This window comes from Pseudomonas sp. Marseille-Q1929 (assembly GCF_017316265.1).
Classification (GTDB): Bacteria; Pseudomonadota; Gammaproteobacteria; order Pseudomonadales; family Pseudomonadaceae; genus Aquipseudomonas.
This window is the reverse complement of the sequence record NZ_JAFLWU010000001.1, coordinates 103246-130000: the sequence shown is the minus strand read 5'-3', so window position 1 is coordinate 130000 and position 26755 is coordinate 103246. Positions and strand designations below refer to the sequence as shown.

The window sequence follows — 26755 nt, the reverse complement described above, 5'->3', positions numbered from 1 at the left end:
GGCATCGCCGCGGTGTACCTGCCGGACCGTGGTGCCCGCATCGCAGGCAAGCCAGCTCCCACAGGGGTTGTGTTTACACAGTTAAATAATCAAATGGTCAGGCGTGTCAGTTCGACGCCGGGTTCCTGGGTCACGCTCAACTGCTGGACGATGGCTGCCTGCAAGCGCAGGCACAGCTCAGGGTCGGACAGCGGCTGGTTGTCGGCGTCGGTGATGAAGAACACGTCTTCTACCCGTTCGCCGAGGGTCGCAATCTTGGCGTTCTGCAACGACAGGTCGAATTCCAGGAAGATCCCGCCGATGCGCGCCAGCAGGCCGGGGCGATCCGGCGCGCTGAGTTCCAGCACGGTGACCGGGCGCTGGGCATCGTTGGAGATGGTCACCTGGGGCGCAAACGCAAAGTGTTTGAGCTGGCGCGGAACCCGGCGCTGGATGATGGTCGGGTAGTCGTCGGGGTTGCGCAGGGCCTCGGTCAGGCCCTCGCGGATCTTCTTCACGCGCGCGGGGTTGTCGCCGATCGACTCGCCCTCGGTGTCGAGCACGATATAGGTGTCGAGGGTGAACTGGCTGCTGGAAGTGATGACCCGGGCGTCGTGGATGTTCAGGTTGAGCTGGTCCATGGCCGCCACGGTCACGGCGAAGAAATCGTGCTGGTCGGGCGCGTAGATGAAGATCTGCGTGCCGCCCTCGAATTCGCGCTGGGTGGTCTCTTTGATCAATACCAGCGGGCCGCCGTCAGCCGGCTGTTGCAGGATCGCATCACTGTGCCAGGCGACATCGCCGGCAGTGTGGCGCAGGAAATAATCGTCACCCAGTTGCGACCACAGTTGCTCGACGTCGTCCGGGTCGTTGCCGCCGCGCACGAGGATATCCAGGGCGGCGCTTTGGGTGCGGCGGATCTGTTCTTCGCGGTCCACCGGGTTTTCCAGGCCACGGCGCAGGGCGCGTTTGGTCTCGGTGTAGAGCTGGCGCAACAGGCTCGCACGCCATGAGTTCCACAGCGTCGGGTTGGTGGCGTTGATGTCGGAGACGGTCAGCACGTACAGGTAGTCGAGTCGGGTTTCGTCGCCGACTATGCCTGCGAAGTCGTGGATCACCTGCGGGTCGGACAAGTCCTTGCGCTGGGCGGTGGTGGACATCACCAGATGGTTCTGCACCAGCCAGACGATCAGGCGGCTGTCCCACAGCGGCAACTGGTGGCGCTGGCAGAACGCCTCGGCATCGACGGCGCCGACTTCCGAGTGATCGCCATGGCGGCCCTTGCCGATGTCGTGGTACAGGCCGGCCAGGTAGATCAGCTCGGGCTTGGGCAGCTTGGCCATAAGCTTGCTGGCCAGCGGGAATTTCTCTGACACCTGGGTGTACTGCAGTTTACGCAGGTGCTTGATCAGGTTCAGGGTGTGGGCGTCCACGGTGTAGATGTGGAACAGGTCGTGCTGCATCTGCCCGACGATAAAGCCGAATTCCGGCAGGTAGCGCCCGAGGATGCCGTAGCGGTTCATCCGGCGCAGGTTGCGGTGGATGCCGATCTTGCACTTGAACAGCTCGATAAACAGGCTGGTGTTGCGGATGTCGTTGCGAAATTCGTCGTCGATCAGGTGGCGATGCTCGCGCAGCAGGCGGATGGTGTCGGCGCGCACGCCTTTGATTTCCGGCTGTTGGGCCATCAGCACGAAGATTTCCAGCATGGCGAACGGCGTGCGGCGGAACACGTTGTCATTGCGCGCCTCGATATAGCCGTCGTGCAGTTGGAAGCGCGCGTTGATCGGCTGCGGCGGCGCTTCGTCTTCGGGGGCCAGGATCACTTCTTCGAAGTGCTGGATGATCAGGTCGCTGAGTTGGGCAATGCTCATGACCACCCGGTAGTACTGCTGCATGAAGCTTTCGATGCTGGTTTTCGCATCTTCGCCTTCAAAGCCCAGGAGGGTGGCGATGGAACGTTGATGGTCGAACAACAGGCGGTCTTCGGCGCGCCCGGCGAGCATGTGCAGGGCGTAACGTACTTTCCAGATGAACTCCTGGGAGGAGGCCAGCAGGGCGTTTTCGCTCTCCACCAAAAAGCCTTCGCCGGCCAGGGCCCGCAGGTTCAGGGTGCCGTACTGGCGACGGGCAACCCACAAGATCGTCTGGATATCCCGCAGCCCGCCCGGTGAGCCTTTGACGTTGGGTTCCAGGTTGTATTCGGTGTCGTTGTACTTGTGATGGCGGGCCTTCTGCTCGGCACGCTTGGCCAGGAAGAAGTCCTTGCTCGGCCACATGTGCGCGGTGCTGGTGACTTCGAGCATGCGCTGGCGCAGGCGTTCGGGGCCAGCAATGGTGCGGCTTTCCATGAGGTTCGTGATGACGGTGAGGTCGGCGCGGGCTTCTTCGGCGCATTCGTCCACGGAGCGAACGCTTTGGCCGACTTCCAGGCCGATGTCCCACAGCAAGGTGAGAAAGCGCTCGATGGAATCGCGAAAGATCTCATGATCGGCGCTGTCCAGCAGGATCAGCAGGTCGATGTCGGAGTAGGGGTGCAGTTCACCACGGCCGTAGCCGCCGACGGCCACCAGGGCGATATCGGCGTCTTCACTCCAGCTGAACTGTTCCCAGGCCTTTTGCAGGATGTTGTCGACGAACCAGGCGCGGTCCTCGATCAGCCGGCGGATGTCGCGGCCGCTGCGAAAGCGCTCATCGAGCACCTCGCGGGCCTGGCGGATCGCCTTCTTGAAGGCGGCGATGGGGCTCGCCTTCAGGGCCAGTTCGGCCTGGAACTGGCCACGGTCGAAGAGTTCGGGATCCACCTGGGGCATCGATCGGTTTTCCTTTCTATCTATTCAGTTTGTCACTACACGCTGTGGGAAAACCTGAGCAGCCCTGCCTACACCTCAACAGCAGCTGAGACGCGTGGAATCGTGTCGTCGGCGCGCAGGGTGAAGATCTCGTAGCCGGTTTCGGTGACCAGCAGGGTGTGTTCCCACTGCGCCGAAAGCTTGCGGTCCTTGGTGATGGCGGTCCAGCCGTCGCCCAGCACCTTGGTGTCGGCCTTGCCCTGGTTGATCATCGGCTCGATGGTGAAGGTCATGCCCGCTTTCAATTCCATGCCGGTGCCGGCGCGGCCGTAATGCAGGATCTGCGGTTCTTCGTGGAACACGGTACCGATACCGTGACCGCAGAATTCGCGGACGACGGAGAAGCCGTTCTTTTCCGCATGCTTCTGAATCACTTCACCGATGTCGCCGAGGCGGCAGCCAGGCTTGACGATCTCGATGGCCTTGTACATGCATTCCTGGGTCACCTGGGACAGGCGCTCGGCCCAGACCGGCACGGTGCCGACGTGGAACATGCGGCTGGTGTCGCCGAAGTAGCGGTCCTTGATCACGGTGACGTCGATGTTCAGGGTGTCGCCGTCCTTCAACGGCTTGTCGCCCGGAATGCCGTGGCAGACCACGTGGTTGACCGACGTGCAGATCGACTTGGGGAAGCCCTTGTAGTTCAGCGGCGCAGGGATGGCGCCCTGCACGTTGACTATATAGTCGTGGCAGATCTGGTTGAGGGTTTCGGTGGTGACGCCGGGCTTGACGTGCTCGGCAATCATTTCCAGCACGTCGGCAGCCAGTTTGCCGGCGATGCGCATGCCAGCGATGTCTTCGGCGGTTTTCAAACTAACGGTCATACAGGCTCTCTCTAGCGCGACGCGCTGAAATCAATACGGTTCACGGGCGTGCGACAAAAGGTTACAGAATTCGCACAAGCCCCAAAAAACGCGATTCTAGCAGACGTGGGCGGCAAATCATGAGCCCCTGACGATCGCTTCTCTCTATAAGGTAGGGTGATGTTGGCTCTATTCAAGGGGTTGCGTAAACGTGGTGGGCGGCAAATGCGATTGCGGGTTTCGTTTTTGCGGATGCTGTGGTATAAAATGCGCCGCTTTCCGGGGATACCCCGTGAAGCTTAAATCCACACACGTGTCGACACGATGACCTGGGTGCCGGAGGCCTTGATGCCGCTGGTTGGTCATTGGGATACGTGGAGGCCAAACCCGACTTATTAAGGAACTATCATGTCCCAAGTCAACATGCGCGATATGCTGAAGGCCGGTGTGCACTTCGGTCACCAGACCCGTTACTGGAACCCGAAAATGGGTAAATACATTTTCGGCGCACGTAACAAGATCCACATCATCAACCTTGAAAAAACCCTGCCAATGTTCAACGAAGCTCTGACTTTCGTAGAGCGCCTGGCCCAGGGCAAAAACAAGATTCTGTTCGTCGGCACCAAGCGTTCCGCTGGCAAGATCGTTGCTGAAGAAGCAGCACGTTGCGGTTCGCCGTACGTCGATCACCGCTGGTTGGGCGGCATGCTGACCAACTTCAAAACCATCCGTGCTTCCATCAAGCGTCTGCGTGACCTTGAAGTGCAAGCCGAAGACGGTACTTTCGCCAAGCTGACCAAGAAAGAAGCGCTGATGCGCTCCCGTGACCTGGAAAAGCTCGATCGTTCCCTGGGTGGTATCAAGGACATGGGCGGTCTGCCTGACGCACTGTTCGTTATCGACGTTGATCACGAGCGCATCGCGATCACCGAAGCCAACAAGCTGGGCATCCCTGTTATCGGCGTAGTCGATACCAACAGCAGCCCGGAAGGCGTTGACTACATCATCCCAGGCAACGATGACGCAATCCGCGCTATCCAGCTGTACATGGGTTCGATGGCTGACGCTGTAATCCGTGGTCGTAACCACGTTGCTGGCGGTACCGAGCAGTTCGTTGAAGAAGCTCCGGTAGCTGCCGCTGAGTAATAGCGCCCTGGCGTTGACTCAGTAAGCAAAAAGGGGGCTTGGCCCCCTTTTTGCCACCTCGAAAACCGTTTGTCGGCAGCGCAGCTACAACATCTGTAACGTGCAGCGGCCTACAAGGGTGATTCGGGAAGAATTGATCCCCCGTTCGATCGGGTGGAATGGTTGAAAACCTATCCAAGAGGAATTTGAAAATGGCAGCAATTACTGCAGCGTTGGTTAAAGAACTGCGTGAGCGTACCGGCGAAGGCATGATGGATTGCAAGAAAGCCCTGGAAAAGGCTGACGGCGACATCGAAAAAGCCATTGATGACATGCGTGCTTCCGGCGCCATCAAGGCTGCCAAGAAAGCAGGCAACGTAGCTGCTGAAGGCGCGATCGCTCTGAAAGAAGACGGCAAATCCGCTGTTCTGCTGGAAGTGAACTCGCAGACCGACTTCCTGGCTCTGCAGGACGACTTCAAGGCGTTCGTGGCTGCCAGCGTTGAAAAAGCATTCGCTGACAAGCTGACTACCGTTGAGCCTCTGATCGAAGCTCAAGAAGCTGCTCGCCTGGTACTGGTCGGCAAGGTTGGCGAAAACGTCAACATCCGTCGCCTGGTTCGCGTTGAAGGTGATGTTGTTGGTGGTTACCTGCACGGCAACAAGATCGGTGTTGCAGTTGTCCTGAAAGGCGGCAACGTTGAACTGGCCAAAGACATCGCTATGCACGTAGCGGCCAGCAACCCTGAGTTCCTGCTGCCTTCGGAAGTTTCTGCCGAAGCGATCGAGCGTGAAAAAGCTGTGTTCCTGCAGCTGAACGAAGAAAAAATCAAAGGCAAGCCAGAAAACATTGTTGAGAACATGGTCAAAGGCCGTATCAGCAAGTTCCTGGCTGAAGCAAGCCTGGTTGAGCAGGCGTTCGTCAAGAACCCTGAAATCAAGGTTGGCGAACTGGCTAAGAAAGCCGGTGCTGAAATCGTTTCCTTCACTTACTTCAAAGTAGGCGAAGGCATCGAGAAGCCGGTCGACAACTTCGCTGAAGAAGTTGCTGCCCAGCTGGCTGCCGCCAAGCAATAAGACAGTTTTCAACTGTCGCCCGAAAGAGGCTGCCCGCTCACGCGCGCAGCCTCTTTTCAAATGGGAAGGCCAATTTTATTTGGTTTCCCTTCGGAACTGGCTTACAAAGCCGTGTTCCGATGGCGCTGTGAGAGCGTCCAGCTAGAGTGAACGCAAGCCGTAAACGGCTCGCCAAGAATTTTTAAAATACGCCGCAGGAGAGATTCGCAATGGCTCAGCAGGGCAGTGGTTATCAGGCTCGCTATAAACGCATTCTACTCAAGCTTAGCGGCGAGGCCCTGATGGGCTCGGAAGAGTTCGGGATCGATCCCAAGGTACTCGACCGCATGGCGCTGGAAGTCGGCCAATTGGTCGGCATCGGCGTGCAGGTTGGCCTGGTGATTGGTGGCGGTAACCTGTTCCGCGGCGCGGCACTGAGTGCGGCCGGTATGGATCGGGTGACTGGCGACCATATGGGCATGCTGGCCACTGTGATGAACGCCCTGGCCATGCGTGACGCCCTGGAGCGTGCCAATATCTCGGCTATCGTGATGTCGGCTATTTCCATGGTGGGCGTGACCGATCACTATGATCGCCGCAAAGCCATGCGCCACCTGAATTCGAAAGAAGTGGTGATCTTCGCTGCCGGCACGGGTAACCCGTTCTTCACTACCGATTCGGCTGCGTGCCTGCGCGCTATCGAAATCGATGCTGATGTGGTGCTCAAGGCAACCAAGGTTGATGGTGTATACACTGCTGACCCATTCAAAGACCCGCATGCCGAGAAGTTCGATCATCTGACCTACGATGAAGTGCTGGATCGCAAGCTGGGTGTGATGGATCTGACGGCAATCTGCCTGTGCCGCGACCACAAGATGCCGCTGCGCGTATTTAACATGAACAAGCCCGGCGCCCTGCTGAATATCGTACACGGCGGCGCTGAAGGGACTCTGATCGAGGAAGGCCAACAATGATCAACGAAATCAAGAAAGACGCTCAAGAGCGTATGCAGAAATCCCTGGACTCCCTGAACCATGCATTTGGTCAGATCCGTACAGGCAAGGCCCACCCAAGCATCCTGGGTAGCGTGATGGTGCCGTACTACGGCACAGATACTTCCATCACCCAAGTTGCCAACATCACCGTGAAAGACTCGCGCACCCTGCAAGTCGTAGCCTTTGAGCGCAACATGCTCGGCGCGGTCGACAAGGCCATCCAGAGTGCCGGCCTGAACCTCAACCCGACCAACCTGGGCGAGTTGTTGCTGATCTCCATGCCTGCCCTGACTGAAGAAACCCGCAAGGGCTTCACCAAGCAGGCGCGCAGTGCCGCTGAAGACGCACGTGTTGCTGTACGCAACATCCGTCGCGATGCACTGGGTGATCTGAAGAAACTGGTCAAGGACAAGGAAATCAGCGAAGACGAAGAGCGCCGTGCCGTCGCCGATATCGACAAGCTGACCAAAGATGCCGAGGCCCAGATCACCAAGGCCACCGAAGAAAAAGAAAAGGACCTGATGGCCGTATAAGGGGTCAGGACGCCTTCATGGAAAAGACCAAGCAGACTGTACCCTCTGTGGTGCCGCGCCATGTCGCGATCATCATGGATGGGAATAATCGCTGGGCGAAGAAACGCTTTATGCCGGGTGTTGCCGGGCATAAAGCGGGTGTCGATGCGGTGCGGGCCGTGATTGAGGTGTGCGCCGAGGCCAAGGTCGAGGTTCTGACCCTCTTTGCCTTCTCCAGTGAAAACTGGCAGCGCCCTGCCGAAGAAGTCAGTGCCTTGATGGATCTGTTCTTCAAGGCCCTGCGTCGTGAGGCCAAGCGCCTCAACGACAACAATATCAGCCTGCGTATCATCGGTGACCGTTCACGCTTCCATCCAGAGCTGCAGGCGGCCATGCGCGAGGCTGAGGCCATTACCGCAGGTGCCAACCGTTTTGTGTTGCAGATTGCAGCCAACTACGGCGGCCAGTGGGACATCGCCCAGGCGGCACAGCGGCTCGCCCGCGAAGTGCAGGCCGGCCACCTGCGCCCGGACGACATCACGCCCGAATTGTTGCAAACCTGCCTGGTGACCGGCGATCTGCCGTTGCCGGACTTGTGCATCCGCACCGGGGGCGAGCACCGCATCAGCAACTTCCTGTTGTGGCAGTTGGCCTATACCGAGCTGTACTTCTCCGACCTGTTCTGGCCGGACTTCAAACACGATGCCATGCGCAATGCGCTGGCCGATTTCGCTTCCCGTCAGCGTCGCTTTGGTAAAACAAGTGAGCAGATCGAAGCTGGAGCCCGGGTTTAAATGCTTAAACAACGAATCATCACAGCACTGATCCTGCTGCCGATTGCCCTGTGTGGGTTTTTCCTCCTCGACGGTTCCAGCTTTGCGCTGTTTATCGGCCTGGTCGTGACCCTCGGGGCCTGGGAGTGGGCGCGCCTGGCCGGGTTCACCAGCCAGTTGCCGCGCGTGGCGTATGCCGCTGTCGTGGCGCTGTTGTTGTTCCTGATGTACATCCTGCCGGACATTGCGCCCTGGGTGCTGGGGGCGGCGGTCTTGTGGTGGGCGTTGGCAACCTTCCTGGTACTGACCTTTCCACGTACCAGTAGCCAGTGGTCCAGCGTCGCCTGCAAGCTGGTGATTGGTTTGTTGATCCTGTTGCCGGCTTGGCAAGGGCTGGTGGAGATCAAGCGCTACCCCATCGGTAACGAGTTGATCCTGGCCGTGATGGTGCTGGTGTGGGGCGCTGATATCGGTGCCTACTTCTCCGGCCGGGCGTTCGGCAAGCGCAAGCTGGCGCCGGCGGTCAGCCCGGGCAAGAGCTGGGAAGGGGTGTATGGCGGCCTGGCGTTGACGTTGGCGATCACGCTGGCTGTCGGTGTGGTGCGTGACTGGTCGGTGAAGGAGATCTTCCTCGGCTTGCTGGGCACGGCCATCGTCGTATTTATCTCGGTGGTGGGTGACCTCACTGAAAGCATGTTCAAGCGCCAGGCCGGGATCAAGGACAGCAGCAACCTGCTGCCGGGTCACGGCGGTGTGCTGGACCGCATCGACAGCCTGACGGCCGCGATTCCGATCTTTGCCGTGCTGCTGTGGATGATCGCCTCGTGAGCCGCTTGCAACAAGTGACCGTGCTGGGCGCTACCGGCTCGGTCGGCCTGAGCACCCTGGATGTGATTGCCCGCCATCCTGAGCGCTATCAAGTGTTTGCCCTGACCGGCTACTCGCGCCTGAGTGAGTTGCTGGCCCTGTGTGTGCGCCATGCGCCACGCTTTGCCGTGGTGCCTGAGACAGCCGCCGCGCGAGGCTTGCAGGATGACCTGCGGGCTGCGGGCCTGGCGACCCAGGTGCTGGTGGGTGAGGAGGGCTTGTGCCAGGTCTCGGCGGATGCCGAGGTGGACACCGTCGTGGCGGCCATTGTCGGGGCTGCGGGCCTGCGCCCGACCCTGGCGGCTGTCGATGCGGGCAAGAAGATTTTGCTGGCCAATAAAGAAGCGCTGGTGATGTCCGGCACGCTCTTTATGCAGGCGGTGCGCAAGAGCGGCGCCGTGTTGCTGCCGCTCGACAGCGAGCACAACGCGATCTTCCAGTGCATGCCCGGTGATTTTGCCCGAGGCTTGAGCCAGGTCGGCGTGCGCCGGATTCTTCTGACGGCGTCAGGTGGCCCGTTTCGGCAGACTCCATTGGCCGAGTTGGAGCACGTATCGCCTGACCAGGCGTGTGCCCATCCAAACTGGTCCATGGGGCGCAAGATTTCCGTGGATTCGGCGAGCATGATGAATAAAGGCCTGGAGCTGATCGAAGCGTGCTGGCTGTTTGATGCGCGGCCTGATCAAGTCGAGGTGGTGATTCACCCCCAAAGTGTGATTCATTCCCTCGTCGACTACGTGGACGGTTCGGTTTTGGCGCAGTTGGGCAACCCCGATATGCGCACGCCGATCGCCAACGCCCTGGCCTGGCCTGAGCGGATCGATTCTGGCGTGGCACCGTTGGACCTGTTTGCCATTGCCCGCCTGGACTTCGAAGCGCCGGACGAGCAGCGGTTTCCTTGCCTGCGTCTGGCGCGGCAAGCGGCAGAGGCGGGCAACAGTGCGCCGGCGATGCTCAATGCGGCGAATGAAGTGGCGGTGGCGGCGTTTCTCGAAGGGCGCATCCGCTTTCCGCAGATCGCGAGTATCATCGAGGACGTCCTGGGCCTTGAGCCTGTGGTCGCGGTAAATGATTTGGCGGCAGTGTTCGAGGCAGATGCAAAGGCCCGGGCCCTGGCCGAGCAATGGTTGAACCGCAACGCGCGTTAGCCTGTGGGCGGGTTTGAGCCTTCAGGCACTGGATTGGAATGCGGAGAAATTAGATGAGTGCGCTCTACATGATTGTCGGCACCCTGGTTGCTCTGGGTGTGCTGGTTACCTTCCACGAATTCGGCCATTTCTGGGTCGCGCGTCGTTGCGGCGTCAAGGTACTGCGCTTTTCCGTCGGTTTCGGCATGCCGTTGTTGCGCTGGCACGACCGCCAGGGCACCGAATTCGTGATCGCGGCGATCCCGTTGGGTGGCTACGTCAAGATGCTCGATGAGCGCGAAGGCGAAGTGCCGGCTGATCAGTTGGACCAATCCTTCAATCGCAAGACCGTTCGTCAGCGAATTGCCATCGTTGCTGCCGGGCCGATCGCCAACTTCCTGCTGGCGATGTTTTTTTTCTGGGTCTTGGCCATGCTGGGCAGCGAGCAGGTGCGCCCAGTCATCGGCGCGGTCGAAGCCGATAGCATTGCCGCCAAGGCTGGGTTGGCCGCTGGCCAGGAAATTGTTGCAATTGATGGCGAACCGACCACCGGTTGGGGCGCGGTCAACTTGCAGCTGGTGCGACGTCTTGGCGAGAGCGGTACCGTCAAGGTAGTAGTGCGTGAGCAGGATTCGACGGCCGAGACCCCGCGTGAACTGGTGTTGGATCGCTGGTTGCAGGGCGCTGACGAGCCCGATCCGATCAAGTCGCTGGGCATTCGTATCTGGCGTCCAAGCTTGCCGCCCGTGCTCGCCGAGCTGGATCCGAAAGGTCCGGCCCAGGCTGCCGGCCTGAAGACCGGTGATCGCCTGTTGGCCCTGGATGGTCAGGCGCTGGGCGACTGGCAGCAAGTGGTTGACCTGGTGCGTGTACGTCCTGATACCAAAATTGTGCTGAAAGTCGAACGCGAAGGTGCTCAAATCGACGTCCCCGTAACCCTGTCGTTGCGTGGGGAGGCCAAGGCGGCCGGGGGTTATCTCGGTGCCGGGGTGAAGAGTCCGGAGTGGCCGCCCTCCATGCTGCGCGAGGTCAGCTTCGGGCCTTTGGAGGCGATTGGCGAGGGTGCGAAACGTACCTGGACCATGAGTGTACTGACCCTCGAATCCCTGAAGAAAATGTTGTTCGGCGAGCTCTCGGTAAAAAACTTGAGTGGACCGATAACCATTGCTAAAGTGGCGGGCGCTTCTGCCCAGTCGGGTGTCGCAGATTTCCTGAATTTCCTGGCTTATCTGAGTATTAGCCTGGGTGTTCTGAATTTGCTGCCCATCCCAGTATTGGATGGGGGGCATCTGTTGTTTTATCTGGTCGAGTGGGTGCGTGGTCGCCCCTTGTCGGATCGGGTGCAGGGTTGGGGGATACAGATCGGTATCAGTTTGGTGGTCGGGGTGATGTTGTTAGCTCTGGTCAACGATCTGGGACGTCTGTAACGCTTCGCTGAATTGCGAATCTGCCGCATTTTGCGGCAGTTTGTTTATTGCCAGTTGGAATAAGAAAGGACTTCATGAAACGTCTGCTGCTAACTGCGGTTCTCACCGTATTGATGATCGCCGAAGTTCACGCCGAGTCCTTCACCATCTCCGATATTCGCGTCAACGGCCTCCAGCGGGTTTCCGCGGGTAGCGTCTTTGGTGCGCTGCCGTTGAACGTCGGGGAACAGGCTGATGATCGTCGCCTGGTGGAATCCACTCGTGCGCTGTTCAAAACCGGTTTCTTTCAAGATATCCAACTGGGTCGCGAAGGCAACGTCCTGGTCATCACCGTGGTTGAGCGACCTTCCGTCGCCAGTATCGAGATCGAAGGCAACAAGGCGATCTCTACTGAAGACCTGATGAAGGGTCTCAAGCAATCCGGCCTGGCCGAGGGTGAGATCTTCCAGCGCGCCACCCTTGAAGGTGTGCGTAACGAACTGCAACGCCAGTACGTTGCCCAGGGTCGCTACTCGGCGTCCGTGGAAACCGAAGTGGTCCCACAGCCTCGTAACCGTGTCGGCCTCAAGGTCAACATCAACGAAGGCACCGTGGCGGCCATTCAGCACATCAACGTGGTGGGCAACACCAAGTTCGCTGATGACGACCTGATCGATCTGTTCGAGCTGAAGACCACCAACTGGTTGTCGTTCTTCAAGAACGACGACAAGTACGCCCGTGAAAAGCTCTCCGGTGACCTGGAGCGCCTGCGTTCCTTCTACCTGGACCGTGGCTATATCAACATGGATATTGCCTCCACCCAGGTGTCCATTACCCCGGACAAGAAACACGTCTACATCACCGTCAACGTCAACGAAGGCGAGAAGTACAAGGTTCGTGACGTGAAACTCAGCGGTGACCTCAAGGTTCCTGAGGATCAGGTCAAGGCCCTGCTGCTGGTGCAGAAGGACCAGGTGTTCTCGCGCAAGCTGATGACCACCACCTCCGAACTGATCACCCGTCGCCTGGGTAACGAAGGCTATACCTTCGCCAACGTCAACGGCGTGCCGACTCCGCACGATGATGACCACACCGTGGACATCACCTTTGTCGTCGACCCAGGCAAGCGTGCCTACGTGAACCGCATCAACTTCCGTGGCAACACCAAGTCTGCGGACGAAGTGCTGCGTCGTGAAATGCGTCAGATGGAAGGTGGCTGGGCTTCGACCTACCTGATCGACCAGTCCAAGACCCGTCTTGAGCGCCTGGGCTTCTTTAAGGAAGTGAACGTCGAAACCCCGGCCGTACCGGGTGTAGATGACCAGGTTGACGTGAACTATGCCGTAGAAGAACAAGCGTCGGGTTCGATCACCGCCAGCGTCGGCTTCGCACAAAGTGCCGGCCTGATCCTCGGTGGTTCGATTACCCAGAACAACTTCCTCGGCACCGGTAACAAGGTTTCCATCGGCCTGACCCGCAGCGAATACCAGAGCCGCTATAACTTCGGTTATGTCGACCCCTACTGGACTGCCGATGGCGTGAGCCTGGGCTACAACGCCTTCTACCGCACCACCGACTACAAAGACCTCGACGTTGACGTTGCAAGCTATGCGATCGACAGCCTGGGTGCTGGCGTGAACATTGGTTACCCGATCAGTGAGACCTCGCGTCTGACCTTCGGCCTGACCGCGCAACAGGATGAGATCAAGACCGGTGTGTACACCGTGGACGAAATCTTCAACTTCGTGCGTACCGAAGGTGACAAGTTCCTGAACTTCAAGGCGTCGGCCGGCTGGTCCGAGTCCACCTTGAACAAAGGCGTGCTGGCAACCCGTGGCCATTCCCAGAGCCTGACCCTGGAAGCCACTACGCCGGGCAGCGACCTGTCGTTCTTCAAGCTTGATTACCGCGGCCAGCTGTTCCAGCCGTTGAGCGACAACTACACCATGCGCCTGCACACTGAGCTGGGGTATGGCGACGGTTATGGTTCGACCAATGGTCTGCCGTTCTACGAGAACTACTACGCGGGTGGCTTCAACTCCGTACGTGGCTTCAAGGACAGCACTTTGGGGCCTCGCGGTACTCCGAGCCGTGGCGTTGGTATCACCGGTAACCAGGGCACCGTAGCTGACTCCGACAACGACCCGCTGCCATTCGGTGGTAACGTGTTGATCCAGGGTGGTGCCGAGATCTTGTTCCCGCTGCCATTCGTCAAGGATCAGCGCTCCCTGCGTACTTCGGTATTCTGGGACGTGGGTAACGTGTTCGATTCCAAGTGCGAGCAGGTCAGGAACCCGAGTGGCATCAAGTCCAACACTCAGTGCAACGACGTGAGCCTCAGCAACCTGGCCAGCTCCGTCGGTGTAGGTGTGACCTGGGTGACTGCGCTTGGCCCGTTGAGCTTTGCCCTGGCCATGCCGATCAAGAAACCGGATAACGCTGAAACCCAGATTTTCCAATTCTCCCTCGGCCAGACGTTCTAAGCGTCTGACCCAAGATAACGACAACGGATTCTGTAGGAGTACATCGTGCGTAAGTTGACTCAATTGGTTCTGCTGGCCACCGTGCTGGTAACCACCCCGGCCTTCGCCGAAATGAAAATCGCCGTCCTGAACTATCAGATGGCTCTGTTGGAATCCGATGCGGCGAAGAAGTATGCCGTGGATGCCGAGAAGAAATTCGGCCCGCAACTGACCAAACTCAAGACCCTGGAAAGCAGCGCCAAGGGCATCCAGGATCGTCTGGTTGCGGGTGGCGACAAGATGCAGCAAGGCGAGCGCGAGCGTCTGGAGCTTGAATTCAAGCAAAAGGCTCGTGACTACCAGTTCCAATCCAAGGAGCTGAACGAAGCCAAAGCTGTTGCCGACCGTGAAATGCTCAAGCAGCTGAAGCCGAAACTCGACAGCGCCGTGGAAGAAGTCATCAAGAAAGGTGCCTTTGACCTGGTGTTCGAGCGTGGCGCCGTGATCGACGTCAAGCCTCAATACGACATCACCCGTCAGGTGATCGAGCGCATGAACCAGCTGAAGTAAACCATGACCGCGACTATCAAGCTCGGCGAGTTGGCCGAGTTCCTGGGGGCCGACTTGCGCGGCTCCCCGGAGAAAGAAATCACTGGGCTAGCCACCTTGCAGGAGGCTGGCCCAGCTCAGTTGAGCTTCCTCGCAAATCCTCAATACCGTAAATACCTCGTCGACAGCCAAGCCGCAGCCGTGTTGCTGAAAGCCGCTGACGCCGAAGGGTTTACCGGGGATGCGCTGGTGGTGGCCGACCCGTACCTGGCCTACGCGCGTGCTTCGCACCTGTTTGATCCAAAGCCCAAGGCCGCCGCCGGTATCCATCCGTCTGCGGTCATCGCCGATGATGCCCAGGTTGATCCTGCGGCCAGCATTGGCGCCTTTGCGGTGATCGAGAGCGGTGCACGCATTGCGGCGGGTGTCACGATCGGTGCGCATTGCTTTATCGGTGCGCGCTGCGAAATCGGCGCCGGCGGTTGGCTGGCTCCCCGGGTGACCCTGTACCACGATGTGCGTATTGGCGAGCGTGTGGTGATTCAATCGGGCGCCGTGATCGGTGGGGAAGGCTTTGGCTTTGCCAACTCGAAAGGCATCTGGAACAAGATCGCCCAAGTCGGCGGTGTGTTGATCGGCGACGATGTGGAAATTGGCGTGAACACCGCTGTTGATCGCGGGGCTTTGGCCGATACCGTGATCGGTAATGGCGTGAAGCTCGACAACCAGATCCAGATCGCTCACAACGTACAGATTGGTGATCACACTGCCATGGCTGCCTGTGTCGGTATTTCCGGCAGCACCAAGATCGGCAAGCATTGCATGCTGGCCGGTGGCGTTGGGCTGGTAGGCCACATCGACATTTGCGACAACGTCTTCATCACCGGCATGACCATGGTGACCCACTCGATTACCGAGCCAGGCGCCTATTCTTCCGGTACGGCCATGCAGCCCGCAGCTGAATGGCGCAAGAGTGCAGCACGCTTGAGGCACCTGGATGACATGGCTCGACGTCTCAAACAGCTGGAAAAGCGTGTGGGTGACGTGACCCCTGGCGGTAATGCTTCATCAGAAGGCTGATACCATTTCCATATCAAGTGTGCACAGCCGCTAGACTTGCCTCCTTGATTTGCTAGCGGGGCGTGCTTTTAGTCCGCCCCCAATCTTTATTACAGGCTTCCCCCCGAAATGATGGACATCAACGAGATTCGCGAATACCTGCCTCACCGTTACCCGTTCCTGCTGGTGGACCGTGTAGTGGACCTCAATGTCGAGGAAAAGCGCATTCGTGCCTACAAGAATGTCAGCATCAACGAACCGTTCTTCAACGGTCACTTTCCCGCGCATCCAATCATGCCGGGCGTGTTGATCATTGAAGCGATGGCCCAGGCTGCCGGTATCCTTGGTTTCAAAATGCTTGACCTCAAGCCTGCCGACGGCACGCTTTACTATTTCGTGGGTTCCGACAAGTTGCGTTTCCGCAATCCGGTCACCCCGGGTGACCAGTTGATCCTGGAAGCCAAGTTCATCAGTTGCAAACGCCAGATCTGGAAGTTTGAATGCCAGGCCTCGGTGGATGGCAAGCCGGTGTGCTCTGCCGAGATCATCTGTGCGGAACGCAAACTATGAGTTTGATTGACCCTCGCGCAATCATCGATCCGTCGGCCGTGCTGGCCGCCGACGTTGAGGTCGGCCCTTGGTCGATCATCGGCGCAGGTGTTGAAATCGGCGAGGGGACTGTCATCGGGCCACACGTGATCCTCAAAGGTCCGACCCGTATTGGCAAACACAATCGCATCTACCAGTTTTCCTCGGTAGGCGAAGACACCCCGGACATGAAGTACAAGGGTGAAGAAACACGCCTGGTAATCGGTGACCACAACATCATCCGAGAAGGTGTGACCATTCACCGTGGTACGGTCCAGGACCGTGCCGAGACCACGCTGGGCGACCACAACCTGGTCATGGCCTATGCCCACATCGGCCACGACAGCGTGATCGGCAACCACTGCATCCTGGTCAACAACACCGCGTTGGCCGGCCATGTACACGTTGATGACTGGGCGATTTTGTCCGGTTTCACCCTGGTGCATCAGTACTGCCATATCGGCGCCCACAGCTTTTCCGGTATGGGCACCGCCATCGGCAAGGATGTCCCGGCGTTCGTCACCGTGTTCGGCAACCCGGCCGAAGCCCGCAGCATGAACTTCGAAGGCATGCGCCGTCGCGGTTTCAGCGAAGAAGCCATTCACGCCCTGCGCCGTGCCTACAAGGTGGTTTACCGCCAGGGCTTGACGGTTGACCAGGCGCTGACCGAACTGGCCGAGCCGTCGGCGTTGTTCCCGGAAGTCGCGATATTCCGTGACTCGATCCAGGCATCGACTCGCGGCATCACCCGCTGATCATGGCCAATCTGCGTATTGCGCTGGTGGCCGGTGAAGCTTCCGGCGACATTCTGGGCGCAGGCCTGATGCGGGCTCTCAAGGCCCAGCATCCTGCGGTTGAATTTATCGGTGTGGGTGGCCCGCTGATGCAGGCCGAAGGCCTCGCCTCCTACTTTCCCATGGAACGCTTGTCGGTCATGGGGTTGGTGGAAGTGCTGGGCCGTCTGCGCGAGCTGCTGGCTCGGCGCAAGTTGCTGATTCAGACTCTGATCGCAGAAAAGCCCGACGTCTTTATCGGTATTGACGCGCCGGACTTCACCCTCAATATCGAACTCAAGTTGCGTCAGGCCGGGATCAAGACCGTGCACTACGTCAGCCCGTCCGTGTGGGCGTGGCGGCAGAAGCGCGTGCTGAAGATCCGCGAAGGCTGCGACTTGATGCTGACCCTGCTGCCGTTCGAGGCCAGGTTCTACGAAGAGAAGGGCGTGCCGGTGCGTTTTGTCGGCCACACCCTGGCCGACGCCATTCCGCTGCAAGCAGACCGCGCGGCGGCCCGTGCCGAATTGGGCTTGCCCGACGGCCCACTGGTGGCGTTGATGCCGGGTAGCCGCGGTGGCGAAGTCGGTCGTTTGGGCGCGTTGTTTTTCGATGCCGCCGAACGGCTGATGGCCTTGAAACCGGGCATCCGTTTCGTGCTGCCATGTGCCAGCCCGCAACGTCGAGCACAAATCGAAACCTTGCTTGAAGGGCGCAACTTGCCGTTGACCCTGCTCGACGGCCAATCGCACCTGGCCCTGGCGGCCTGCGATGCCGTGCTGATCGCCTCGGGCACCGCGACTCTGGAAGCGCTGCTGTACAAGCGCCCGATGGTCGTGGCCTATCGCCTGGCGCCGCTGACGTTCTGGATTCTCAAGCGCATGGTCAAAAGCCCCTACATCTCCTTGCCCAACCTGCTGGCCCAGCGCCTGTTGGTGCCGGAGTTGCTACAGGACGACGCAACGCCCGAAGCCCTGGCGCAAACCGTATTACCCCTGATCGATGACGGCGAAGAGCAGACCCGTGGTTTTGACGCCATTCATCGCGTGTTGCGCCGTGATGCGTCGAACCAGGCGGCGGATGCCGTGCTGACCTTGATCGGGCAAAAACAGGAAACAGTATGACGACGCAAATGGGCCTGGACTTCAGCCTGGTTGCCGAAGCCCACGAACTGGTGGCCGGTGTGGACGAAGTGGGTCGCGGCCCACTGTGCGGCGCGGTGGTCACGGCGGCGGTGATCCTTGATCCGAATCGCCCGATCCTCGGCCTCAATGACTCGAAAAAACTCACCGAAGCCCGCCGCGAAAAGCTCTTCGATGAGATCTGTGAGAAGGCCTTGAGCTGGCACATCGCCCGGGCCGAAGTCGAAGAAATCGACGAGTTGAACATCCTCCACGCCACCATGCTCGCCATGCAGCGCGCGGTCGAAGGCCTGCACATCACCCCGAAAATGGCGATGATCGACGGTAACCGCTGCCCCAAACTGGCGATGCCGTCTGAAGCGGTGGTCAAGGGTGATAGCAAGGTGCCGGCGATTGCCGCCGCGTCGATTCTGGCCAAAGTCAGCCGCGACCGTGAAATGGCTGCCTTCGAACGGATCTATCCCGGCTACGGCATTGGTGGCCATAAGGGCTACCCGACGCCCGTTCATCTGGAAGCCCTCGCGCGCCTCGGTCCAACGCCCATCCATCGTCGTTCGTTCGCCCCGGTTCGCCTGGCTTACGAGGCGCGGGAAGGTCTCGGCGAGCTGTAGTCGCGAGGCTGATGTTTTGCTCAAGGCCCGGTACAATCCCGGGCCTTGTTGTTTCTAAGTTTCTAGACAGGATCACTATGCCGGCTTCATTCGTTCACCTGCGCCTGCACACTGAATACTCCCTGGTCGACGGCCTGGTACGGATCAAACCGCTGGTCAAAACCCTGGTGGGCATGAACATGCCTGCGGTAGCGGTTACCGATCAGAACAACATGTGTTCCCTGGTCAAGTTCTACAAAAACGCCATGGGCGCCGGCATCAAGCCGATCTGCGGCGCCGACCTGTGGCTGTCCAACAAAGACCCGGACAACGCCCTGAGCCGCATCAGCCTGCTGGCGATGAACGGTGTCGGTTACCGCAACCTTACCGAACTGATTTCCCGTGGTTTCATCGACGGCCAGCGCAATGGCTCGATCATCATCGAGCGCGAGTGGGTGGCCGAGGCCAGCGAAGGCCTGATCATGCTGTCGGCCGCCAAAGAGGGCGAGGTCGGTCTCGCGCTGCTGGGCGGCAACCCGCAGGAAGCCGAAGTGCTGGCTCGCGAGTGGATGCAGGTCTTCCCCGGCCGTTTCTACCTGGAAGTGCAGCGTACCAACCGCCCCAACGACGAAGAGCACCTGCACGCCGCCGTGGCCCTGGCTGACACGCTGGGCGCGCCGCTGGTGGCGACCAACGATGTGCGTTTCATCAAGAAAGAAGATTTCGAGGCCCACGAAACCCGCGTGTGCATCGGCGAAGGCCGTGCCCTGGATGACCCGCGCCGTTCGAAGAACTACAGCGAAGAGCAATACCTCAAAAGCGCCGACGAGATGGCCGAGTTGTTCAGCGACCTGCCCGAGGCCCTGGAAAACTCCGTCGAAATCGCCAAGCGCTGCAATATCGAAGTGAAGCTGGGCAAGCACTTCCTGCCCAACTTCCCGATTCCCGATGGCATGACCATCGACGAGTATTTCCGCAAGGTGTCGTTCGACGGGCTGGAAGAGCGGCTCACCGTCCTGCTGCCCAGGGACACCACCGAAGACTACGAGGCCAAGCGCCAGGTCTACGTCGATCGGCTGAATTTCGAGCTGGATATCATCATCCAGATGGGGTTCCCCGGTTACTTCCTGATCGTAATGGACTTTATCCAGTGGGCCAAAAGCAACGGCGTACCGGTGGGTCCGGGCCGGGGGTCGGGTGCTGGCTCGCTGGTGGCCTACGTACAGAAGATTACCGACCTCGACCCGCTGGAATATGACCTGCTGTTCGAACGGTTCCTGAACCCGGAACGGGTTTCCATGCCCGACTTCGACGTCGACTTCTGCATGGACGGCCGTGACCGCGTGATCGAATACGTGGCCGAGAAATACGGCCGCAACGCGGTAAGCCAGATCATCACTTTCGGTTCGATGGCGGCCAAGGCTGTAATCCGTGACGTGGCGCGGGTGCAGGGCAAGTCCTACGGCTTGGCGGATCGTCTGTCGAAGATGATCCCGTTCGAAGTCGGCATGACCCTGGAAAAGGCCTACGAGCAGGAAGAGATCCTGCGCGACTTCATCAAGATCGATGAAGAGGCCGCCGAAATCTGGGACATGGCGCGCAAGCTTGAAGGCGTGGTGCGTAACGTCGGTAAGCACGCCGGTGGTGTGGTAATTGCTCCTACCAAACTCACCGACTTTTCGCCGATCTATTGCGACGAAGCCGGCGACGGCCTGGTAACCCAGTTCGACAAGGATGACGTGGAGGCGGCCGGCCTGGTGAAGTTCGACTTCCTCGGCCTGCGTACCCTGACCATCATCGACTGGGCGCTCAAGACCATCAACCGCGAGCGCGCCAAGGTTGACGAAGCGCCGCTGGATATCGCGTTTATCCCGCTGGACGACAAACCGACCTACCAATTGCTGCAAAAAGCCGAAACCACGGCGGTGTTCCAGCTTGAGTCGCGGGGCATGAAAGAGCTGATCAAAAAGCTCAAGCCCGACTGCCTGGAAGATTTGATCGCACTGGTGGCCCTGTTCCGTCCGGGCCCGCTGCAATCGGGCATGGTGGATGACTTTATCAACCGTAAGCACGGTCGCGCCGAGCTGGCGTATCCGCACTCCGACTATCAGTACGAAGGCCTCAAGCCTGTCCTGGCGCCGACCTACGGCATCATCCTGTATCAGGAACAGGTGATGCAGATCGCCCAGGTCATGGCCGGCTACACCCTTGGCGGTGCGGACATGCTGCGGCGGGCCATGGGTAAGAAAAAACCCGAGGAAATGGCCAAGCAGCGCGGCGGTTTCATTGAAGGTTGCGCCACCAACAATATCGACGCCGACCTGGCCGGTAACATCTTCGACCTGGTGGAAAAGTTCGCCGGTTACGGCTTCAACAAATCCCACTCCGCCGCCTATGGCCTGGTGTCATACCAGACCGCCTGGCTGAAAGCCCACTACCCGGCGCCGTTCATGGCCGCGGTACTCTCGGCGGATATGCACAACACCGACAAGGTCGTGACCTTGATCGAGGAAGTGCGCACCATGAAGCTGCGCCTCGACGCGCCGGACGTGAACGCCTCGGAGTTCAAGTTCACGGTGAACGACGAAGGCCGCATCATTTATGGCTTGGGCGCGATCAAGGGCGTGGGCGAAAGCCCGGTGGAGGCCATTGTTGAAGCGCGCCACAGCGGGCCGTTCGCGGATCTGTTCGACTTCTGCGCACGGGTTGACCTCAAGCGCATCAATAAACGTACCCTCGATGGCCTGATCCGCAGCGGCGCACTCGACCGCCTCGGCCCGTATTTCCACGATGAGCCCAAGGCCTACCAGGCCAATATCGACCGTAACCGTGCGGTGCTGCTGACCGCCATGGAAGAGGCGATCAAGGCCGCCGAACAGACCGCCCGCACCCACGACAGCGGCCACGCCGACCTGTTTGGCGGCTTGTTTGTCGAAGAAGACGCGGACGTCTACGGTAACCATCGCAAGGCCAAGGAGCTGACCCTCAAGGAACGTCTCAAGGGTGAGAAAGACACCTTGGGCCTGTACCTGACCGGCCACCCGATTGACGAATACGAAGGCGAAATCCGTCGTTTTGCCCGCCAGCGCATCATCGACCTGAAGCCGGCCCGCGACACCCAGACCGTTGCCGGCATGATCATCGCCCTGCGGGTGATGAAGAACAAAAAGGGCGACAAGATGGGTTTCATCACCCTCGACGACCGCTCGGGCCGCATCGAAGCGTCGCTGTTTGCCGACGCGTTCCATTCGGCGCAGTCGTTGTTGCAGACCGATGCCATGGTGGTGGTGGAAGGGGAGGTCAGCAACGACGACTTCTCCGGTGGCCTGCGCCTGCGGATCAAGCGGGTCATGAGCATGGAAGACGCGCGCACCAACCTGGCCGAAAGCCTGCGCCTGAAGGTGAAAACCGAGGCGCTCAAGGGCGATCAGCTACGCTGGTTGGGTGACTTGCTCAAACGCCACCGTGGCGCCTGCCCGGTAACCATGGAGTACACCGGCAGCGACGCCAAGGCGATGCTGCAGTTCGGCGAGACCTGGCGAATTGATCCCGCAGATGGCTTGATTCAAGCTTTGCGTGACCAGTTCGGGCGAGACAACGTCTTCCTCCAATACCGTTGATGGCCAGGTGGCAGTAGAAAGCCTGATCTCGACTGAACATTTAATCTCGACCTAAACGCGCCTCTCCCTTAAGGTAGGGCGCGAATAGACCACCGGCTGGCCAGGCACTCCTTGGCCGTCGACCCAAGACGGACGCTTATGAACCCGAATTTTCTTGATTTCGAACAGCCGATCGCTGACCTGCAAGCCAAGATTGAAGAACTGCGCCTGGTCGGCAATGACAATTCGCTGAATATCGGCGATGAGATCGCTCGCCTGCAGGACAAGAGCAGCACCCTGACCGAAGACATCTTCGGCAAGCTGACCAGCTGGCAGATCGCGCGCCTGGCTCGCCACCCGCGCCGCCCGTACACCCTGGACTACATTCAGCACATCTTCACCGAATTCGACGAGCTGCATGGCGACCGCCACTTCTCCGACGACGCGGCCATCGTGGGCGGTATCGCTCGCCTGGACGACCAGCCGGTAATGGTCATCGGTCACCAGAAAGGCCGTGAAGTGCGCGAAAAAGTTCGCCGCAACTTCGGCATGCCGCGCCCGGAAGGCTACCGCAAGGCCTGCCGCCTGATGGAAATGGCCGAACGCTTCAAGATGCCGATCCTGACTTTCATCGACACCCCGGGTGCCTACCCGGGTATCGACGCCGAAGAGCGCAACCAGAGCGAAGCCATCGCCTGGAACCTGCGCGTCATGTCCCGCCTGAAAACCCCGATCATCGCCACCGTGATTGGCGAAGGTGGTTCCGGCGGCGCACTGGCCATTGGCGTGTGCGACCAATTGAACATGCTGCAATACTCGACCTACGCGGTGATCTCGCCGGAAGGTTGCGCCTCGATCCTGTGGAAAACCGCCGAAAAAGCGCCGGATGCTGCCGAAGCCATGGGCATCACCGCCGATCGCCTCAAGGGCCTGGGTATCGTGGATAAAGTGATCGCTGAGCCATTGGGCGGCGCTCACCGCGACCCGGCTGCTGCTGCTGCGACCATCCGTGCGGAACTCGGCTCGCAACTGGCGATGCTCAAGAAGCTGGATAACGAAGCGCTGTTGAAGCGCCGTTACGAGCGCCTGATGAGCTACGGTCTCTAAGACCAACGCAGCCCCCAATGTGTGAGCTGGCTTTTGTGGGAGCTGGCTTGCCTGCGATAGCATCACCTCGGTACAGCTGATGTACCGAGGTGACTGCATCGCAGGCAAGCCAGCTCCCACATTTGCTTTGTGTATGCTTGGTCAATGTATTCCAGCTTTGCGGCGACGATGTGTGATGAAAACAACTTTGCACGCCAAACTCCTGCAAGCCCTGACCCCCTGGCGCAACGCCCCCGCCTGGCATGTCGCTTTCTCCGGCGGTCTTGATTCCACTGTCTTGCTGCACCTCCTGGCCAGCACCGAACACCTGCCGCAGCTCAACGCCATCCATGTCCACCACGGTCTGCAAGCCGCCGCCGATGCCTGGCCAAGCCATTGCCAATCGATCTGCGACCGCCTGGGCGTGCCCCTGCGGGTTATGCACGTACAGGTCCAGCCTGGCGCCAGCCTTGAACGTGCCGCCCGTGAGGCGCGCTATCAGGCGTTTGCCGAGGTGGCAGGGGCGGGTGAGGTGTTGCTGACCGGCCAGCATCGCGATGATCAGGCTGAGACCCTGCTGTTTCGCCTGCTGCGCGGGGCAGGGGTGCGTGGGTTGGCGGCGATGCCTTTACATCGCGACTTGGCGGCTGGGCATTTGGTGCGACCGCTGCTGGATGTCTCGCGTGCAGAGTTGGAAGCCTATGCCGATGAACACCAACTCACGTGGATTGAAGATCCGTCCAACGCCGACCCTCGGTTTTCGCGCAACTACTTGCGCCACCGAGTATTCCCGCTGCTGACGGAGCGCTGGCCGCAAGCTGTCAGCAGTCTTGCACGCACCGCCGAACACCTGAGCGAAGCCCAAAGCCTGCTCGATGAACTGGCTCAGATGGACCTGCATACCGTCGATCAGCCGTCGTCGTTTCCTTGGCTTCCATTGCCGTCGTTGGCGCTTACGCCATTGCGCGAGCTTTCCGATGCCCGCCAGCGCAACGTATTACGTCACTGGCTGACCCCGCTGACCCGTCTACCCGACAGCGACCACTGGGCCGGTTGGTATTCCCTGCGGGATGCCAAGCGTGACGCGCAGCCGCTGTGGCGCCTTGCCGACGGCGAATTGCACCGTTGCGCCGAGCGCATCTGGTGGGTGCCTGCCGCTTGGTCGGATTTTTCCGACGCATCGGTGAGCTGGCCCCAACCGCAAAACCCACTAGAGTTACCCGGCAATGGTCGTTTGGAATTGGTCGGCAAGCCACCCGAAGGTCCGCTGGAGATCCGCTATCGTCAAGGTGGCGAAATCGTCGAAGTGCCCGGCCGAGGCCGGCGTGACTTGAAGCGCCTGCTGAACGAAGGTGGCTTGCCAGGCTTCATGCGTGGCAGATTGCCGCTGCTGTATCAGGGCGAGCAATTGCTGGCGGTCCCCACCCTCGCTGGGCTATGGCCCGACTCGTCGGGCGGCTGGCAATTACATTGGATGCCACAGACGTGCGATCAAGGTTTGAGCTGATAGAGCCTTTCCGGTAGACTACGCTCCCTTCTTGATACAACTTCTGTGGATTCGCCTGAATCGCAGCAGTTGCCGATTACCAAGCAGTCTTTGCTGGGCGATTCCAAAAAATGTGTAGCGATCAACGTACCGGTGTTTCATTGCTGGTCTGTCACAACGCGGCGGTTTTTTTGAAAGGTGCACTGTGATTAATGCAGGTGATCGGGGGCTTCGGCCTCTCTTCGCTTTCCCCGGCGGCTCGGACCGCTTTAACGCAGACTTCTAGGGTTTTTCATGACGCGCTACATATTCGTCACGGGCGGTGTTGTTTCTTCATTGGGGAAAGGCATCGCATCGGCTTCATTGGCGGCCATCCTGGAGGCGCGGGGACTTAAGGTCACCATGCTCAAGCTGGACCCGTACATCAACGTTGACCCGGGCACCATGAGCCCGTTCCAGCACGGTGAAGTGTTCGTCACCCACGACGGCGCCGAGACCGACCTGGACCTGGGCCACTACGAGCGGTTCATCCGCACGACCATGACCCAGAACAACAACTTCACCACCGGCCGTGTCTACGAGCACGTGCTGCGCAAGGAGCGACGTGGTGACTACCTGGGTGCAACCATCCAGGTGATCCCGCACATCACCGACGAAATCAAGCGCCGCATCATCAAGGGTGCAGGCGATGCCGACGTGGCGATGGTCGAGATCGGTGGCACCGTGGGTGACATCGAGTCCCAACCGTTCCTCGAAGCCATCCGCCAGTTGCGTTTCGAAGTCGGCGCCAAGCGCGCGATGCTGATGCACCTGACCCTGGTCCCGTACATCGCCACCGCCGGCGAAACCAAAACCAAGCCTACCCAGCACTCGGTCAAGGAACTGCGTTCCATCGGCCTGCAGCCGGACGTGCTGGTGTGCCGCTCCGATCACCCGATCGACATTTCCTCGCGTCGCAAGATCGCGCAATTCACCAACGTTGAAGAACGTGCGGTGATCGCGCTGGAAGACGCCGACACCATCTACAAGATCCCGGGCATCCTGCATTCGCAAGGCCTGGACGATTTTGTGGTCGAGCGTTTCGGCCTGCAATGCAACGGCGCGGACCTGTCCGAGTGGGAAGCCGTGGTCGACGCCAAGCTCAACCCTGAGCACGAAGTCACCATCGCCATGGTCGGCAAGTACATGGAACTGCTGGACGCGTACAAGTCGCTGATCGAAGCGATGAGCCACGCCGGTATCAGCAACCGTACCAAGGTCAACCTGCGCTATATCGACTCCGAAGACATCGAGAACCAAGGCACTGCCTTGCTCGAAGGTGTGGACGCGATCCTCGTGCCAGGCGGTTTCGGCCTGCGTGGCGTGGAAGGCAAGATCACTGCGGTGCAGTACGCTCGTGAAAACAAGGTGCCGTACCTGGGTATCTGCCTGGGCATGCAAGTGGCCGTTATCGAGTTCGCCCGTAACGTGCTGGGCTGGAAAGACGCCAACTCCACCGAGTTCGACAGCAAGAGCGGCCACCCGGTCGTGGGCCTGATCACCGAGTGGGAAGATGCCACCGGCGCGGTCGAGACCCGTACCGAAGCCTCCGACCTGGGCGGCACCATGCGCCTTGGCGCGCAAGATTGCCTGCTGGAGCCGGGCTCGCTGGTTCACGATTGCTACGGCAAGGACGTGATCGTCGAGCGTCACCGTCACCGCTACGAAGTGAACAACAACCTGCTGCCGCAGATCAAAGAGGCTGGCCTGAAAATCTCCGGTCGCTCCGGTGATGGCGCGTTGGTTGAAGTGGTTGAAGCACCGGATCATCCATGGTTCGTCGCTTGCCAGTTCCACCCGGAGTTCACCTCGACGCCGCGCGACGGTCACCCGTTGTTCAGCGGTTTCGTCAAGGCCGCACTGACGCAACACCAGAAGAAGGCGTAAC

The 26755-nt window shown here is 59.7% G+C and carries 21 protein-coding genes; 19 read left to right on the top strand and 2 right to left on the bottom strand.

Translation table 11 applies throughout. The features are described from left to right. Nucleotides 1-89 precede the first annotated feature (89 nt). Nucleotides 90-2792 carry a [protein-PII] uridylyltransferase gene (locus J1G37_RS00585; RefSeq protein WP_207039809.1) on the bottom strand — a complete coding sequence of 901 codons (2703 nt, stop codon included), beginning with the start codon at nt 2790-2792 and terminating at the stop codon, nt 90-92. A gap of 68 nt (nt 2793-2860) precedes the next feature. Next, nucleotides 2861-3655 (bottom strand): type I methionyl aminopeptidase, encoded by a 795-nt coding sequence (gene map / locus J1G37_RS00580; protein ID WP_207039808.1) that lies wholly within the window; start codon nt 3653-3655, stop codon nt 2861-2863. A gap of 387 nt (nt 3656-4042) precedes the next feature. Between map and rpsB the strand changes: the two genes are divergently transcribed. The 19 genes from rpsB (at nt 4043) to J1G37_RS00485 (ending at nt 26754) form a co-directional block, all read left to right on the top strand. After that, complete coding sequence (gene rpsB / locus J1G37_RS00575; RefSeq protein ID WP_003189158.1) at nt 4043-4780, top strand: 30S ribosomal protein S2; 738 nt, start codon at nt 4043-4045, stop codon at nt 4778-4780. A gap of 191 nt (nt 4781-4971) precedes the next feature. Further along, on the top strand, nt 4972-5835 hold the full coding sequence (tsf, locus tag J1G37_RS00570) for a translation elongation factor Ts (RefSeq protein WP_017739118.1): 864 nt from the start codon (nt 4972-4974) through the stop codon (nt 5833-5835). Between the two features lie 209 nt (nt 5836-6044). After that, nucleotides 6045-6788, top strand: a complete 744-nt coding sequence (gene pyrH / locus J1G37_RS00565; RefSeq protein ID WP_003189161.1) for a UMP kinase — start codon at nt 6045-6047, stop codon at nt 6786-6788. Further along, nucleotides 6785-7342 (top strand): ribosome recycling factor, encoded by a 558-nt coding sequence (gene frr, locus J1G37_RS00560; protein WP_207039807.1) that lies wholly within the window; start codon nt 6785-6787, stop codon nt 7340-7342. Before pyrH ends, frr begins: the two co-directional genes overlap by 4 nt. A 17-nt stretch (nt 7343-7359) precedes the next feature. Then, nucleotides 7360-8115: a polyprenyl diphosphate synthase gene (gene uppS, locus J1G37_RS00555; RefSeq protein ID WP_016974405.1), complete on the top strand. Its 756-nt coding sequence runs from the start codon at nt 7360-7362 to the stop codon at nt 8113-8115. Continuing rightward, entirely contained in the window at nt 8116-8922 is an 807-nt protein-coding gene (locus J1G37_RS00550; protein WP_207039806.1) for a phosphatidate cytidylyltransferase, read from the top strand. Next, on the top strand, nt 8919-10109 hold the full coding sequence (gene ispC, locus J1G37_RS00545) for a 1-deoxy-D-xylulose-5-phosphate reductoisomerase (RefSeq protein ID WP_207039805.1): 1191 nt from the start codon (nt 8919-8921) through the stop codon (nt 10107-10109). The genes J1G37_RS00550 and ispC overlap by 4 nt, the downstream gene beginning before the upstream one ends. Nucleotides 10110-10162: 53 nt before the next feature. Further along, nucleotides 10163-11515: a sigma E protease regulator RseP gene (rseP, locus tag J1G37_RS00540; RefSeq protein WP_017739114.1), complete on the top strand. Its 1353-nt coding sequence runs from the start codon at nt 10163-10165 to the stop codon at nt 11513-11515. A 74-nt stretch (nt 11516-11589) separates the two neighbouring features. Further along, complete coding sequence (bamA, locus tag J1G37_RS00535) at nt 11590-13977, top strand: outer membrane protein assembly factor BamA (RefSeq protein ID WP_207039804.1); 2388 nt, start codon at nt 11590-11592, stop codon at nt 13975-13977. 45 nt (nt 13978-14022) lie between these two features. Continuing rightward, entirely contained in the window at nt 14023-14526 is a 504-nt protein-coding gene (locus J1G37_RS00530) for an OmpH family outer membrane protein (RefSeq protein WP_003172279.1), read from the top strand. A gap of 3 nt (nt 14527-14529) precedes the next feature. Further along, nucleotides 14530-15585 carry a UDP-3-O-(3-hydroxymyristoyl)glucosamine N-acyltransferase gene (gene lpxD / locus J1G37_RS00525; protein ID WP_207039803.1) on the top strand — a complete coding sequence of 352 codons (1056 nt, stop codon included), beginning with the start codon at nt 14530-14532 and terminating at the stop codon, nt 15583-15585. Nucleotides 15586-15693: 108 nt separating this feature from the next. After that, nucleotides 15694-16134, top strand: a complete 441-nt coding sequence (fabZ, locus tag J1G37_RS00520) for a 3-hydroxyacyl-ACP dehydratase FabZ (RefSeq protein ID WP_003172281.1) — start codon at nt 15694-15696, stop codon at nt 16132-16134. Beyond that, nucleotides 16131-16907 (top strand): acyl-ACP--UDP-N-acetylglucosamine O-acyltransferase, encoded by a 777-nt coding sequence (gene lpxA / locus J1G37_RS00515; protein WP_124526026.1) that lies wholly within the window; start codon nt 16131-16133, stop codon nt 16905-16907. Before fabZ ends, lpxA begins: the two co-directional genes overlap by 4 nt. A gap of 2 nt (nt 16908-16909) precedes the next feature. Continuing rightward, a complete protein-coding gene (lpxB, locus tag J1G37_RS00510; protein WP_207039802.1) occupies nt 16910-18049 on the top strand; it encodes a lipid-A-disaccharide synthase in 1140 nt (379 codons plus the stop codon). Further along, on the top strand, nt 18046-18678 hold the full coding sequence (gene rnhB, locus J1G37_RS00505) for a ribonuclease HII (RefSeq protein ID WP_207039801.1): 633 nt from the start codon (nt 18046-18048) through the stop codon (nt 18676-18678). The genes lpxB and rnhB overlap by 4 nt, the downstream gene beginning before the upstream one ends. Before the next feature lie 77 nt (nt 18679-18755). Then, complete coding sequence (dnaE, locus tag J1G37_RS00500) at nt 18756-22277, top strand: DNA polymerase III subunit alpha (protein ID WP_207039800.1); 3522 nt, start codon at nt 18756-18758, stop codon at nt 22275-22277. Nucleotides 22278-22415: 138 nt separating this feature from the next. Then, the gene (locus tag J1G37_RS00495) at nt 22416-23363 is read left to right on the top strand and encodes an acetyl-CoA carboxylase carboxyltransferase subunit alpha (protein ID WP_017137153.1); all 948 of its coding nucleotides are present in this window, start codon (nt 22416-22418) and stop codon (nt 23361-23363) included. Between the two features lie 175 nt (nt 23364-23538). Beyond that, the gene (gene tilS, locus J1G37_RS00490; protein WP_207039799.1) at nt 23539-24849 is read left to right on the top strand and encodes a tRNA lysidine(34) synthetase TilS; all 1311 of its coding nucleotides are present in this window, start codon (nt 23539-23541) and stop codon (nt 24847-24849) included. Nucleotides 24850-25122: 273 nt separating this feature from the next. Further along, nucleotides 25123-26754, top strand: a complete 1632-nt coding sequence (locus J1G37_RS00485) for a CTP synthase (RefSeq protein WP_010212443.1) — start codon at nt 25123-25125, stop codon at nt 26752-26754. The last annotated feature ends 1 nt before the right edge of the window (nt 26755 follow it).